This window comes from Micromonospora sp. CA-248212 (assembly GCF_050948405.1).
Taxonomy (GTDB): domain Bacteria; phylum Actinomycetota; class Actinomycetes; order Mycobacteriales; family Micromonosporaceae; genus Micromonospora.
The window spans coordinates 2,869,833-2,882,946 of the sequence record NZ_CP192023.1 but is presented as its reverse complement, the minus strand read 5'-3'; the positions used below and the strand labels follow the sequence as shown (position 1 = coordinate 2,882,946).

Genomic DNA, 13,114 nt, shown 5'->3' with positions numbered 1-13,114 from the left:
CGGGCGCGTTCCGGCTCTCGCGTCGAGCCGTCGGCGTACGCGGTCAGGTGGCCCGGACCGCCTCGATGATCGTCTCGGCGATCTCGCTCGCGGCCTGCGGGGCCGCCGCCATCGCGTGCGAACCGCCCGCCACCTCGCGTTGGCCGCGCGGGGCGGCCCGCTCGGCCATGAACCGGTGTACGGCGACCGGGATGTTCTTGTCGGCGTCGCCGAACACGAACCAGCTCGGCAGGGACCGCCAGGCGGGTTCGCCGGTGAGCCCGTCGCCCAGGGCCTGCTCGGTGATGGGCCGCTGGGTGCGGGCCATCAGCGCGGCGAGGTCGTCCGACGCGTCGGCGCAGAACTGGGCGTGGTACGCGTCCTGGCCGATCGCCACCTCGTTGCCGCCGGTCGACACCGGGTACTGCACCAGCGTGTCGGCGAGCGTGCTGCCGGGGAACTTTCCCGACAGCGACAACGCCGACTCGCCGGTGTCCGGCGCGAACGCGTTGACGTACACGAGAGCCCGCACCGACGTGTCGCCCGCCGCGGCCTGCGTGATCACCATGCCGCCGTACGAGTGGCCGACGAGCACGACGGGCCCGCCGATCCCCCGTGCCACGTCCCGCACGTACGCGGCGTCGCCCGCGACGCTGCGCAGCGGGTTGGCGGCGGCCACGACGTTGTACGCGGCACCCAGCCGCTCGATCACGCCGTTCCAGCTGGCCGACTCGGCGAACGCGCCGTGCACCAGGACGACGGTGGGCTCCGCATCGGGCATGACAGGCGCTCCCTCGCTCGTGACACTGCTTGCCACCGGCCGTGCCGGTGCGCCTGAGTACCCGCCAGGCGATGGTGAAACCTCCGTTGCGACCGACCGCGTCACCCGCCGTCGCGGGTGGTGGTCGGTGCTGCGCGGTGGCCCGGGAACTACCGGAAGACCTTGACACTCGTCGATGTTAGCGCCAACACTGAGGCCGTTACCTGGGCGCAACAATCCCGTCACACGTTCCTGCACACGGGCGCTCGCGCCCTCGACGTGCCGCAGGTCGGCCGCCGAGGGCCGCGTCGACCAGCGCGGTACCCACAGCTCACGGAGGACAGATGCCGCTGCCACTCGACCGGAGGACCGCCGGTCCGGGCGTCCCCCGCCGCCGCTCGATGCTGGCCGCGCTGCTGGTGGTGCTCGCCGTGTCGGTCGGGCTGCCCGTGGCGGGGCCCGCGCAGGCCGCGCCCGCCGTGAACTACACCAACCCGCTGGTCAACCAGCGGGCCGACCCGCACATCTTCCGGCACACCGACGGCTACTACTACCTGACCGCGACCGTGCCGCAGTACGACCGGATCGTCCTGCGCCGCGCGACCACCCTGCAGGGTCTGGCGACGGCGGCGGAGACCACGATCTGGAGCCGGCACACCAGCGGAGAGATGGGCGCCCACATCTGGGCCCCGGAGATCCACTTCATCAACAACCGCTGGTACGTCTACTTCGCCGCCGGCCGGACCGACGACGTGTGGCGCATCCGGATGTACGTGCTGGAGACCGCCAACGCGAACCCGCTCACCGGAGGGTGGACCGAACGCGGCCGGATCACGACACCCTGGGACACCTTCAGCCTGGACGCCTCGACCTTCGTGGCCAACGGGGTGCGCTACCTGACCTGGGCGCAGCAGGAGCCGGGCATCTCCACCAACTCGAACGTCTACCTCGCCCGGATGGGCGCCAACCCGTGGCAGATCACGGGCACCGTGACCCGGCTCGTCGTACCGACGTACGCCTGGGAGACCCGCGGCTACCGGGTCGCCGAGGGACCGGCCGTGATCCAGCGCAACGGACGTCTCTTCCTGACCTACTCGGCCAGCGCCACCGACGCCAACTACTGCCTCGGGATGCTCAGCGCCTCGACCACCGCGAACCTGCTCGACGCGGCCGCCTGGAGCAAGAGCCCCAACCCGGTCTTCGCCACCAGCGCGGCCACCGGCCAGTACGGCCCCGGCCACAACTCGTTCACCGTCTCCGAGGACGGGCAGAGCGACATCCTGGTCTACCACGACCGGAACTACCGCGACATCAGCGGCGACCCCCTCAACGACCCGAACCGGCGGACCCGCCTGCAGAAGCTGTACTGGAACGCCGACGGCACCCCCAACTTCGGCATCCCCGTGCCCGACGGGGCCACCCCGGTCCGGCTGCGGTCGCACGACCTGACGACCAGCTACGTCCGGCACTACGACTACCGGGCACGGGTCGAGCCGAACGTGACCAACCTGGCCGACTCCCAGTTCCGCATCGTCAACGGCCTGGCCGGCGGCGGGAGCGTGTCGTTGGAGTCGACCAACTACCCGGGCTACTACCTGCGCCACTACGGATTCGCCCTGTCCATCGCAGCGAACGACGGGTCGTCGATCTTCGCCAGCGACGCGAGTTTCCAACGCCGGCCCGGCCTGGCCGACAGCGCCGGCATCTCCCTGGAGTCACAGAACTACCCGGGCCGCTTCGTGCGGCACCGCGACGGTCTGCTCTACCTGGAGGCGGTCGGTACGAGCGCCGAGCGAAGCTCCGCCACCTTCCACCTGGAATAGCCCCGGCGGGCGGGCCGCACCGCGCCCGCACGCGCCCTCGACACCGTCGGCCGGTCCGCGCGACCCGTCGACGCCGATTGGAGCACCCGATGAACCGGCGTCCCACCATCGCCATCCTGGCCGGGCTCTGCCTCGCGGTCAGCGCGGCACCCGTTCCCGCCGCCGCCCGAGGATCGGCGACCGCCCAGGCCGACGCGTACGTCAGGCTCGCCGGCCCGCCCGGCACGCCGCCCGGCGCCTGCCCGACGGGGGCCAGCTACGGCTCACCACTGCCGGCCAGTTCGGTGACGGCGCCGCGGATCCAGGGCGGGTTCTCGTTCCTCGAAGGGCCCGTCTGGGTCGCCGACGGCGGCTACCTGCTCTTCTCCGACATGGCCGCCGGCACCGGGCCGTACAACGTGCAGCCGTCCACGATCCGCAGGTTCACGCCGCCGTCGACGTTCGACACGTTCATCTCGAACGCCGGCAGCAACGGCATCGCGCTCAGCGCCGACGGCCAGCAGCTCGTGGCGGCCACCCACGACCAGCGCAACGTGTCCGCGTATCGGCTGAGTGACCGGGCCCGCAGCACCGTCGCGGCGAACTACCAGGGTCGGGCGTTCAACTCGCCCAACGACGTCGCGGTTCGCTCGGACGGCGTCACCTACTTCACCGACCCCAACTTCCAGCGCGGCAACCGCCCGGACCAGATGAACGGGCGTACCAGCGTCTTCCGCGTCGTCAACGGGCAGGTGTCGCTGGTGGACGACCAACTGCGTCAGCCCAACGGCATCTCGCTCTCACCGGACGGAAGCACGCTGTACGTGGGTGCCTACTCCGAGAACAAGATCTACAAGTACGCCGTCCAGCCCGATGGCAGCACCGGCGCGCGGAGCGTCTTCGTGAACTACATCGGCGGCCCGGACGGCGGCACGATCGACTGCGCCGGCAACGTGTACTGGACCTCCGGCGGGGACTCCCTCGTCCACGTCTACTCCCCCGCGGGCGTCCAGTTGGGCACGATCCGGCCCGGCTTCACCGGCACGACCAACGTCGCCTTCGGTGGCTCCGACCGGCAGACCCTGTTCATCACCTCGGGTCCACGGAACGACTCCGGCCTGTACAGCGTCCGGCTCAACGTTCCGGGCTACCCGTACTGACGAGAAGGACCGGCACGACCTGGGCGGGCCGTGGGAGGAATCCCCCGTTGTGCTCCTCGCGGAGCGGATTCCTCCCCGCTTCCCCCCAGGTTCGGCCCGGACGGCCCTGATCGGGCCCGTCGCGCAACAGGCGTTGAGCACAACGGGTTCACGCTCAACGGGTGTTGCTCCGAACAGGAGCGAGCTTACGCTCACGTTCCGTGTGCCTGTCAACGTCTGTTTCGCGGCGGGGCGCATCTGCGACACTGTCGTTCAGGTCGCCGGAGGGTGAAGAGCATGGTGGACGTTCGGCGCACGGAGCGGGAGTTGCCGCCCCTCGACACGTTGGCAGCACGGCTGGAGTATCTGTTCGACAAGATCCGTCCCACGCCTGACGAGCTCGGCGACTCCGACGAGCCCGGGCGCAGGTACACCAATCGGGAGATCGCTGACAAGATCAACGAAGCGGCGGCCGAGACGGGCGTGACGATCAGCGCCGCCTACATCGGCGAGCTGCGTCGTGGCGTGGCGAGCGATCCCCGTACCTCGCACGTACGCGCCCTGGCCGCCGCCTTCGGTGTCAACTCGGGCTACTTCGTGGACGACGCGGCGGCACGACGAATCCAGGACCAGATCACGTTGCTCAGCGAGCTGCGGCGGATGGACGTCAAGCGGGTGGCGCTGCGGCAGGTGCTCGCCGACAACGGCCTCTCCGCGACCGACACGCGGCTCGTCGAACAGATGGTGGCCCGGCTACGGGCCGTGGCAGAGGGCACCGGCACGACCGCGTCCGACGATCGCCGGTAGCGGGTGGCCGTGCAGATCCTGCGGTGGGAGCACACCGACGAGTGGGGGAACACCGACGTGAGGTTGCATCGCCTACGCCGACGCTGCGAACGCATCGTCGCCGAGCTGGAGATGCCGGACCCCTTCGACGTCCGGAGGCTGTGCGACGTCCTCGGTGAGCGGCGCGGCCGGCCCATTCACCTGGTACCGATCGCGCTGCCGGCACAGACGGTGTGCGGGATGTGCGTGCCGACGAACGACTTCGACGCGATCTTCTACGAGCAGGACACCTCGCCGCTGCACCAACTGCTGATCATCGGCCACGAGCTGGGTCACCTGCTCGCCGGGCACCAGGCGACCGAGGTGCTGGACGCGGACGCGTCCCGGCTGCTGCTGCCCGACCTCGACCCGCAACTCGTGCGGCGCAGTCTCGGCCGCAGCAACTACGCCGCGGCCGAGGAGCGCGAAGCCGAGATGATCGGCTCGCTGCTGCTGCGGCGGGTCCGCAGCGGGCGCGGTGACGCGGACGAGGCACCTGTCGACGGGCCGGACGCCGAGTTGTACGGCCGGCTGCGGCACTCCCTCGAACACCCCCACTGGTAGCGCGGGAATGGACACCGTCCTCTACACCGTGTGCGCGGCCTCCGGTTGGGTCGCGTTCGTGTACATGGTGCGGTTGCAGCGCCGGCATCCGAGCCGGGCCCGCCGCGCGATCTGCGCGGGCCTCGGTGCGTTCGCCGCCGGGATCACGGTCGCCATCCCGCCCGTCGCGAGCGCGATCGACGAGGTGTCGGGCCTGCCCAACCTCGCCAAGGTGATGGCGCACGCCGGCGCCCTGACCATCTCGGCCAACGCCGAGATCATGCTGCTGCACTTCGCGCTGCCCCCGGCGACGGCCGCCGTCCGGGCCCGCCGCTGGGTCTGGGTCACCGCGTGCGCGTTCCTCGTCATGTTCGGCCTGTTCGCCGTCACCCTCACCTACGACAAGCCGGTGCGCCTGACCGTCGAGTACGCGACCGACCCGGTCGTCACCGCCTACCTGCTGATCTTCCTGCTGCTCGGCTTCTTCGCCTACTGCTTCGACATCACCCGGCTGTGCTGGGGTTTCGCGAAGATCTGCGGACGCCCCTGGCTGCGCCGCGGCCTGCGCATCACGGCCGTGGGCGCCGCCGTCGCGCTGCTCTACAGCACCAACAAGATCGTCTACCTCGTCGCCTACTGGGCCGGCTACCGGCCGACCGGCGAGCGGCAGATCGCGGCGGTGCTGGTGACCATCGGCGCGTTGCTCATCACGATCGGCCTCACCATGCCGGCATGGGGACCCACCCTCAAGATCGGCCAACGGTGGGAGGACTTCCACTCCTACCGGCGACTCGAACCGCTCTGGCGGGACCTCGTCGCGGCCCTTCCCGAGCTGGAACTCGACCCCACCCTGCGCCGCCGGTTCGCGGCCCTGCGCGACACCGACTACGCGCTCACCCGTCGGGTCGCCGAGATCCGCGACGGCCGCCTGGCGCTGCGCCCGTACACCGAGGTGGGGGTGACGGCGCTGGCCGAGCGGTTCGCCGCCGGGGCCGGCCTCGGCGCCACCGAGCGGCAGGCGGCGATCGAGGCCGCGCACCTGGCCTGCGCGCTGCGGCGGCATCGGGCCGGGCTGGTGGCCGCTGCCCCGCAGCCCGCCGACGAGCTGCACCGCCCGGATGGTGGCTATGCCGGCGAGGTGGCGTGGCTGACGCTCGTCACCGACGCCTACGCCCGATCACCCGTGGTGGCCCGGACGCTCGCCGCGGCCGCCCCGCGACCGACGGCAGGAGACGCGCACTGATGAGGGGCCGGTACGACAACCTGGGGCGGATCCGCACGCTGGACCCGCAGCGCGACTACCTGGACATCTACCAGACGATGCTGCGCCACGAGTTCCCCTGGGACCTGAAGCTGGGCCTCAACCTGGCGTTCAACAGGTCCTTCTCGGTCCCGGCCATCGCCGCCGTGCACACCACCACCGGCGAGCTGACCGACCGCACCCAGAAGCGCATCGACGACACCGGCCTGCTGATGTACGAGATGGTCCTCAACGGCTTCGACCAGCCCCGGGGCCGTGACGCGCTGCGGCGGGTCAACCAGATCCATCGCCCGTACGACATCGGCAACGACGACTTCCGCTACGTCCTGGGCTGCCTCGTCGTGATTCCGATCCGGTGGCTGCGCGCCTACGGCTGGCGGCAGCCCTGCTGCCACGAGCGGCAGGCCACCTACCTGTTCTACCGGGAGCTCGGCCGGCGGATGGGCATCACCGACATCCCCGGGTCGTTCGAGGAGTTCGAGACCTGGTTCGACGCCCACGACGCCGCCCACCTGCTGCCCAACGAGGACGCGGCGGCCATCGAGCGGGCCACCCGCATGCTGATGCTCGCCCGCCTCCCCCGCCCGCTCGCGCCACTGGGGAACGCGCTGGTCAGCGCCATGTACGACGAACCGCTGCGGCGCGCGACACGGGTCGACACACCGCCGTGGCCGGTCCGGGTCGGCCTGCGCCTCGCGTTGCGGACGCGCGCGCGGTGGCAGCGGTGGTTCGGGGCGCCCCGGGCCACGCCGCTGTTCGCCGACGGCATCAGGGCTCGGACCTACCCCCAGGGGTACGAGATCAGCCACCTCGGCCCGCACTGATCGGCGGCTGGTTGGCGCCGGGGCCGCCAGGGTCGGGAACCGCTTGACGTGGCGGCCACCGTAACGGATGGTCAGATATCGGCAACCTTCTATGATTCGAGGAGGACCGATGAAGGCAATCGCCACCACCGCCGCAGCCCTGCTGCTCCTGGTCACGGGCGGCGCATCCGCCGCACGAGACGCATCCGACGCACCACCGGCACCCGCCGCGCCCTGCGCCGGGCAGGTGCACCCCAACCCGTCGTTCGAGCGCGGCGCCAACGGCTGGACGGCCGGCCCGCGCATGGTCGTGCTCGGCGACGAGACCCGGCCGGCACACACCGGTCGCGCGTACGCCACCTTCGCCGGCCTGGACGTGACGCGTAGCGACCTGCTGCGCACGACCGTCACCGTGCCGGCCAACTGCGACCTGACGGTCCGTTTCTGGGTCCGCACCATCACCACGGAAACCACCCGCGGTGACTACCTGAACGTCGGGCTGGCGGTCACCGGCATTCCGCCGAAGACGAGGTTCTCGCTGGCCTTCGACGGCGGGGCGCAGTGGCGGGAGTACGTCATGTCGAGCGGGACGGCGGCGGTCGAGCGCACCGCGACGGCGAGTTTCCTGAGCAGCGAGACGGCCGGCAACGGCGTCACGGCCTTCGACGTCGACGACGTGACGTTCACTCTGAGCTGACGACACCGGGCGGGCGGTCGACTCGACCGCCCGCCTCCGCGGCGCCCGCCCTCGCGCCGTCGTCGCGGCACGGTCGAGGCTTACCGTCACGCCTCGAAGTCGCGGCCGCCGGGCGTCTCCCGTCCGCCCGACCGGGTGGTCACCTGCGGCGCGGACCGCCGGCTGCCGAGTGCGTCGAGGACCGCGACCAGGGCCAGCACCCCGGCCACCGAACACAGGCCGACCATCGGCGGCCACCGGATCAACAGCGGCGTGCCCAGCAGCAGGATCACCAGTCCGATCAGCCGTGATCGGGAGACCCGGGCGAACACCTCGTACTCCAACCGCAACCGCGCGACGAGGAAGAGCGCCGGCCCGCCCACCACGAACAGCAGCCACATCGGCCGGGGCGCGCCGAACGGGTCGTCGATCACCAGTTCGTAGCTGACCGAGGTGAGGAGCACGCTGAGCACGATGAGCAGGTGCGTCCGCTCCGACGCCGTACCGAGGCGAGCGGGCTGGCCCGCCCCACCCAGCGCCTCGGTCAGCAGCAGCCCGGCGCGGTGGAAGTAGATCCGCCAGATCAGCGCGCTGGTGACGAACGCGACCGTGAAGGCGGCCGCTCGCCCCGCGGAGTAGTCCTGGCCGCTGAACACCACGCCGATCACCAGGATCGACTCGCCGAGCGCGATGAGGAACATCTGCTGGTAACGGTCGGCGAGATGCGTACCGGCGATCCGCCAGTGCGCCACCGCCGCGGAGCCCAGGCGCGGCAGCGGCCACCCCAGGAACCAGGCGAGGTAGTCGACGCCGACGGCGATGGCCCACAGCGGCAGGCGCAGTCGCTCCGGGCCGAGCGCGCCGACCAGCCAGATCGGCGCGCTCAACGCAGCCCACGCGGCGAGCCGGAACGCGACCAGCCGCCGCGGATGGCCCCGCAGGGCGGCCGCGATCACCAGCGGCCGGACCACCATCACCAGCAGGTACGCGACCGCGAACGGGAACGCCCGCTCCTCCATCGCCCGGGGCAGCGTGACCGCCATGACCAGGCCGGCGAACATGGTGCCGACCACGACGGCCTGGATGATCGCGATCTCCGGCTCGTAGCGGCTGGTGATCCAGGTGGTGTGCGACCAGACCAGCCAGAGCGCCAGGAACAGCAGCAGGGTACGACCGAGCCCGTTGACGAGCTCCCACCCCGCGTCGCCGTCCAGCTCGACGAAGCGCTGCGAGACCCGCGTGAGCGCCACCACGAAGGCGAGGTCGAAGAAGAGCTCCAGGAACGTGGCGCGGCCAGCGCTGTCCGGAGGACGCAGGAGGTCCGCACCCCGTTTCCCCGACATCGTCCCCCTCCGTCCGCCCTCGTCGCACCAACGAGCGGCCCGCCGAGAGGGATGTGCCGTCGGGGGTACGCGACAGGGTGGTTGACCGTCATTTCCGCGTAACTCGGCACATACCCCCTTAGGTTCGATGCGCAGGACGCGGCCGAACCGGGGAGAGACGTGGACAGCTATCCGGCGATCGAAGATCACGGACTCATTGGTGACCTGCAGACCGCCGCGCTGGTCACCTGCGACGGCACCGTCGACTGGTTCTGCGCGCCGCGCTTCGACTCGCCGAGCATCTTCGCCGCACTGCTCGACAAGGACAAGGGCGGCTACTTCCGGATCGCGCCGGACGACGTCCGGTACGTCACCAAGCAGCTCTACCTGCCCGGCACCCCCATCCTGATCACCCGCTTCATCAGCGCCGACGGGGTGGCCGAGGTGATGGACTTCATGCCGGTCACCGGCGAGCGGGTCACCGACGCGCACCGCCTGGTCCGGATCGTCACCATGGTCCGCGGCAGCATGCGCTTCCGGGTGGAGTGCCGGCCACGGTTCGACTACGCCCGCCAGGAGCACCAGATCGAGCGCCACCACAACGGCTACGTCTTTCGCAGCCGGTCGGCGACGCTGACGTTCAACCCGGTCGACCCGGTACGGCGGCTGATCTCCGAACACGGCGACGTCCACCTCGAGGGCGGCGACCTCGTCGCGTACGGCACCCTGAACGAGGGCGACACTGGCGGCGTGGTCCTGGAGACGGGCGGCACCGAACCACGGATCTTTCCGCCGGAGGAGATCCAGGGCATGTTCGAGTGGACCCGGGACTACTGGCGTCGCTGGCTGGAACGCTCCAGCTACACCGGCCGCTGGCGGGAGATGGTCGAGCGCTCCGCCATCACGCTGAAACTCATGACGTACGCGCCGACCGGCGCGATGATCGCCGCGCCCACCGCCGCGCTGCCCGAGCTGGTCGGCGGCAGCCGCAACTGGGACTACCGCTACACCTGGGTACGCGACACGTCGTTCTCGGTGCACGCGCTGCTCGGCCTCGGCTTCACCGAGGAGGTCAGCCGCTACATGGACTGGCTGGACGAGCGCATCCGCACGGCCAGCGAGCACCAGGACCCACTGAAGATCATGTACCGGGTGGACGGCTCCTCCGACCTGCACGAGGAGGTGCTCGACCACCTGGAGGGCTACCGCGGCTCCCGGCCGGTGCGCATCGGCAACGGCGCCGCCGACCAACTCCAGCTCGACATCCACGGCGAGGCGCTCTACGCCATGCACCTCGCCGACGAGCAGGGCATCCGCGTCTCACACCAGGTGTGGAAGAGCACCGTCCGGCTCGTCGACTGGCTCTGTCACAACTGGGACCAGCGCGACGCCGGCATCTGGGAGAGCCGGCACCACCCCCGTAACTACACGTTCGGGCGGGTGATGTCCTGGGTGGCGCTGGACCGGGCCATCCGCCTGGCCAACCGCACCGGCCGCCCCGGCGACCTGACCTGCTGGACCGAACAGCGCAACCGCATCTACAACCAGGTCATGGCCCGCGGGTACCACCCGGAACGCGGCAGTTTCGTGCAGGCGTACGACGAGAACGTGCTCGATGCCGCGCTGCTGGCCATGCCGGCGGTCGGGTTCGTCACGCCGAGCGACCCGCTGTGGCTGTCCACCCTGGACGCGATCGAACGCGAACTCGTCTCCGACAGCCTCGTCCACCGGTACGACCCGGTCCACTCCCCCGACGGACTGCCCGGCCACGAGGGCACCTTCAACATGTGCACCTTCTGGTACGTCGAGGCGCTGGCCCGGTCCGGCCGCCTCGACGACGCCCGACTCACGTTCGAGAAGATGTTCACCTTCAGCAACCACCTCGGCCTCTACGCCGAGGAGATCGCCGCGACCGGGGAGCAGATCGGCAACTACCCACAGGCCTTCAGCCACCTGTCGCTGATCAACACGGCGCTGACCCTCAACAGCCTGCTCGACGCCGAGGCCGACGCCCGTCGCCGCCGCTAGCGCCGCGTCACGGTGGTTGACCGGACGGGTGCTCAGGCGGTCTCCGCGGCGTCCGGCAGCCGGCTGGTCCGGCGGCTGGCCGAGATCGCGGTGGCCACCCGGACGAACGCGGCGACCGCGAGCGAGTGCGAGTTCTGCGACCACGCCACCGAGAAGGCGGCCTCCGGCGCGTCGTCGACGGGCCGCCAGGTGAGCTGCGGCCTGGCGTTGCGCTCGGCGAGCGAGACCGGGAGCAGGGCGAGCATCCGCCCGAGTTCGATCTGACGCAGCATCTGCACCATGTCCCCGAACGGTGGCGGTTGCTCGCCGCGTCGTACGTAGACGTGGGCGCCGGAAACAGTCCGTTGATGCCCGGTCTCGATGTCGGCCATCCGCAGCCGGGGCCGTCCGGCGAGCGGATGCCCGGCCGGTAGCGCCAGCACCTGCGGCTCACACAGCAGCGGCTCGACGTCCAGACCATCGGCATCGAACGGCTCGATGACGATCGCCACGTCGGCCTCGCCCGCACGCAGCAGGGCCGGCTGCTCGCGCCAGCCGGTGAACATGACCTCGATCGGCACGGCGGCGTGCTCCGCCTGGTACGCCGCGAGCACCTCCTCGAGCAGGCCGCCCTCGACGTCGGCCTTCACCGCGACCACCAGCTTGCCGCCGGGCACACCCGCGGCTCGCCGGGAGCGTCGGGTGGCGGCGTCGAGCGCGACGAGCGCTGCCCGCGCGTCGGCGAGAAGCACCGCGCCCACGTCGGTGAGCGCGACGCTTCGGGTGGTGCGGTCGAGCAGACGGACGCCGAGGTCCGCCTCGAGCCCGGAGATCGCGCGCGACAGGGCCGGCGCGGCGATGCCGAGCCGCTCGGCGGCCCGGCTGAAGTTGAGCTCCTCGGCGACGGCCACGAAGTAACGCAGCGGCCGGGACTCCACGGGATTCATACCCTGAGGATAATAATGCCGCCCGAACTGGTCCTTCTCGCCCGCGAGCACCCGCGCGACGATGGGAGCCATGATCGTCATCACGACTCCCACGGGCACGATCGGCGCCGCTGTCGCCGAGTCCCTGCGCGCCGCCGGCGCACCGCTGCGCCTGATCGCCCGCGACCCCTCCCGCCTGCCCGAGCCCCTTCGCGAGCACGCCGACGTGATCGTCGGCTCCCACGCCGACCCCGCCGTGCTCACGACCGCGCTGACCGACGCCACGGCGCTCTTCGTGCTCGTACCACCGAACTTCGGCGCCCCGGACGTCACCGAGCACTACCTCGGCTTCGCGCGCCCCATCGCGGAGGCGGTACGTGCGCACGCCGTACCCCGCGTCGTGGCCGTCTCCTCGCTCGGCCGCGGATTCGACGGCCCGGCCGGACTGCTCTCGGCGGCCTGGGCGATGGACGACACGCTGGAGTCCAGCGGCGCCGCCTACCGTTCGCTACAGGCGGCGTTCTTCATGGAGAACCTGCTGCACCAGGTCGACCTGATCAGCGGCCAGGGAATGTTCGTGCTCACCGCCGACCCCGACGCGCCGCTCGCGGCGGTAGCCACCGCCGACATCGCCCGCACGGCCACCGGCCTGCTCGCCGACACCACCTGGACGGGCCACCAGGACGTACCCGTGCGCGAACCCGTTGACCACACCCCGCGCGAGATGGCGCAGATCATCTCCGAGACCCTCGGCCGGCCGGTCACCTACCAGCAGGCCACCCTCGCCGACTATCGCGCCCGGTACGCGTCGTCCGGAGCGAGCCCGGCCGTCGTCGACGCCATGATCGAGATGGCCGAGGCGCAGACGGCGGGTGTCTACCCACCCGCCCGCGAGGAAGGCGTCGGCACGACGTTCCGCCACTGGTGCGAATCGGTGCTCGCCCCGGCCGTCGGCTGACCGGCACCGGCGGCCCGGTTCCCTTGCTCACGATGATTGATCGTTGGACGAGGGCTGGCGACCAAACTGCGGCAGATCCGGGTGGATACACTTTCGGGCGCTTCGAGACCGTG

12 protein-coding genes are annotated in these 13,114 nt (G+C 71.0%); 9 read left to right on the top strand and 3 right to left on the bottom strand.

Features of this window, described 5'->3' with window-relative positions; genetic code table 11:
• Positions 1-43: 43 nt before the first annotated feature.
• The gene (locus ACQP03_RS13820) at positions 44-760 is read right to left on the bottom strand and encodes an alpha/beta fold hydrolase (RefSeq protein WP_357121069.1); all 717 of its coding nucleotides are present in this window, start codon (positions 758-760) and stop codon (positions 44-46) included.
• A gap of 323 nt (positions 761-1,083) precedes the next feature.
• On the opposite strand from ACQP03_RS13820, the gene ACQP03_RS13815 reads away from it, so the two are divergent.
• The 7 genes from ACQP03_RS13815 to ACQP03_RS13785 all read left to right on the top strand — a co-directional run bounded on the left by ACQP03_RS13815 (position 1,084) and on the right by ACQP03_RS13785 (position 7,809).
• Complete coding sequence (locus tag ACQP03_RS13815; protein ID WP_357121066.1) at positions 1,084-2,562, top strand: family 43 glycosylhydrolase; 1,479 nt, start codon at positions 1,084-1,086, stop codon at positions 2,560-2,562.
• A gap of 89 nt (positions 2,563-2,651) precedes the next feature.
• Positions 2,652-3,701 carry an SMP-30/gluconolactonase/LRE family protein gene (locus ACQP03_RS13810; protein WP_357121063.1) on the top strand — a complete coding sequence of 350 codons (1,050 nt, stop codon included), beginning with the start codon at positions 2,652-2,654 and terminating at the stop codon, positions 3,699-3,701.
• Positions 3,702-3,977: 276 nt separating this feature from the next.
• Positions 3,978-4,487 carry a hypothetical protein gene (locus ACQP03_RS13805; protein ID WP_357121060.1) on the top strand — a complete coding sequence of 170 codons (510 nt, stop codon included), beginning with the start codon at positions 3,978-3,980 and terminating at the stop codon, positions 4,485-4,487.
• Between the two features lie 93 nt (positions 4,488-4,580).
• Positions 4,581-5,069: a hypothetical protein gene (locus ACQP03_RS13800; RefSeq protein ID WP_433461160.1), complete on the top strand. Its 489-nt coding sequence runs from the start codon at positions 4,581-4,583 to the stop codon at positions 5,067-5,069.
• A 7-nt stretch (positions 5,070-5,076) separates the two neighbouring features.
• Positions 5,077-6,291 (top strand): MAB_1171c family putative transporter, encoded by a 1,215-nt coding sequence (locus tag ACQP03_RS13795; RefSeq protein WP_433460945.1) that lies wholly within the window; start codon positions 5,077-5,079, stop codon positions 6,289-6,291.
• Positions 6,291-7,133, top strand: a complete 843-nt coding sequence (locus ACQP03_RS13790; protein WP_433460944.1) for an oxygenase MpaB family protein — start codon at positions 6,291-6,293, stop codon at positions 7,131-7,133. The genes ACQP03_RS13795 and ACQP03_RS13790 overlap by 1 nt, the downstream gene beginning before the upstream one ends.
• A 109-nt stretch (positions 7,134-7,242) precedes the next feature.
• Entirely contained in the window at positions 7,243-7,809 is a 567-nt protein-coding gene (locus ACQP03_RS13785) for a hypothetical protein (protein ID WP_357121051.1), read from the top strand.
• Positions 7,810-7,895: 86 nt separating this feature from the next.
• Here the strand turns inward: ACQP03_RS13785 and ACQP03_RS13780 are convergent, their stop codons facing one another.
• Positions 7,896-9,131, bottom strand: coding sequence for a low temperature requirement protein A (locus tag ACQP03_RS13780; protein ID WP_363659832.1), 1,236 nt, complete (start codon positions 9,129-9,131; stop codon positions 7,896-7,898).
• Between the two features lie 159 nt (positions 9,132-9,290).
• Between ACQP03_RS13780 and ACQP03_RS13775 the strand changes: the two genes are divergently transcribed.
• Entirely contained in the window at positions 9,291-11,138 is a 1,848-nt protein-coding gene (locus tag ACQP03_RS13775) for a glycoside hydrolase family 15 protein (RefSeq protein ID WP_357172079.1), read from the top strand.
• Positions 11,139-11,170: 32 nt separating this feature from the next.
• On the opposite strand, the gene ACQP03_RS13770 is transcribed toward ACQP03_RS13775, so the two are convergent.
• Positions 11,171-12,064, bottom strand: a complete 894-nt coding sequence (locus tag ACQP03_RS13770) for a LysR family transcriptional regulator (RefSeq protein WP_433460943.1) — start codon at positions 12,062-12,064, stop codon at positions 11,171-11,173.
• A 70-nt stretch (positions 12,065-12,134) separates the two neighbouring features.
• On the opposite strand from ACQP03_RS13770, the gene ACQP03_RS13765 reads away from it, so the two are divergent.
• A complete protein-coding gene (locus ACQP03_RS13765; protein WP_357121038.1) occupies positions 12,135-13,001 on the top strand; it encodes an NAD(P)H-binding protein in 867 nt (288 codons plus the stop codon).
• The last annotated feature ends 113 nt before the right edge of the window (positions 13,002-13,114 follow it).

Coding starts and splice junctions, on each gene's coding strand:
- ACQP03_RS13795 (WP_433460945.1), top strand. CDS start 5,077: ATGGACACCGTCCTCTACACCGTGTGCGCGGCCTCCGGTTGGGTCGCG.
- ACQP03_RS13780 (WP_363659832.1), bottom strand. CDS start 9,131: ATGTCGGGGAAACGGGGTGCGGACCTCCTGCGTCCTCCGGACAGCGCT.
- ACQP03_RS13820 (WP_357121069.1), bottom strand. CDS start 760: ATGCCCGATGCGGAGCCCACCGTCGTCCTGGTGCACGGCGCGTTCGCC.
- ACQP03_RS13790 (WP_433460944.1), top strand. CDS start 6,291: ATGAGGGGCCGGTACGACAACCTGGGGCGGATCCGCACGCTGGACCCG.
- ACQP03_RS13765 (WP_357121038.1), top strand. CDS start 12,135: ATGATCGTCATCACGACTCCCACGGGCACGATCGGCGCCGCTGTCGCC.
- ACQP03_RS13770 (WP_433460943.1), bottom strand. CDS start 12,064: ATGAATCCCGTGGAGTCCCGGCCGCTGCGTTACTTCGTGGCCGTCGCC.
- ACQP03_RS13815 (WP_357121066.1), top strand. CDS start 1,084: ATGCCGCTGCCACTCGACCGGAGGACCGCCGGTCCGGGCGTCCCCCGC.
- ACQP03_RS13785 (WP_357121051.1), top strand. CDS start 7,243: ATGAAGGCAATCGCCACCACCGCCGCAGCCCTGCTGCTCCTGGTCACG.
- ACQP03_RS13810 (WP_357121063.1), top strand. CDS start 2,652: ATGAACCGGCGTCCCACCATCGCCATCCTGGCCGGGCTCTGCCTCGCG.
- ACQP03_RS13805 (WP_357121060.1), top strand. CDS start 3,978: ATGGTGGACGTTCGGCGCACGGAGCGGGAGTTGCCGCCCCTCGACACG.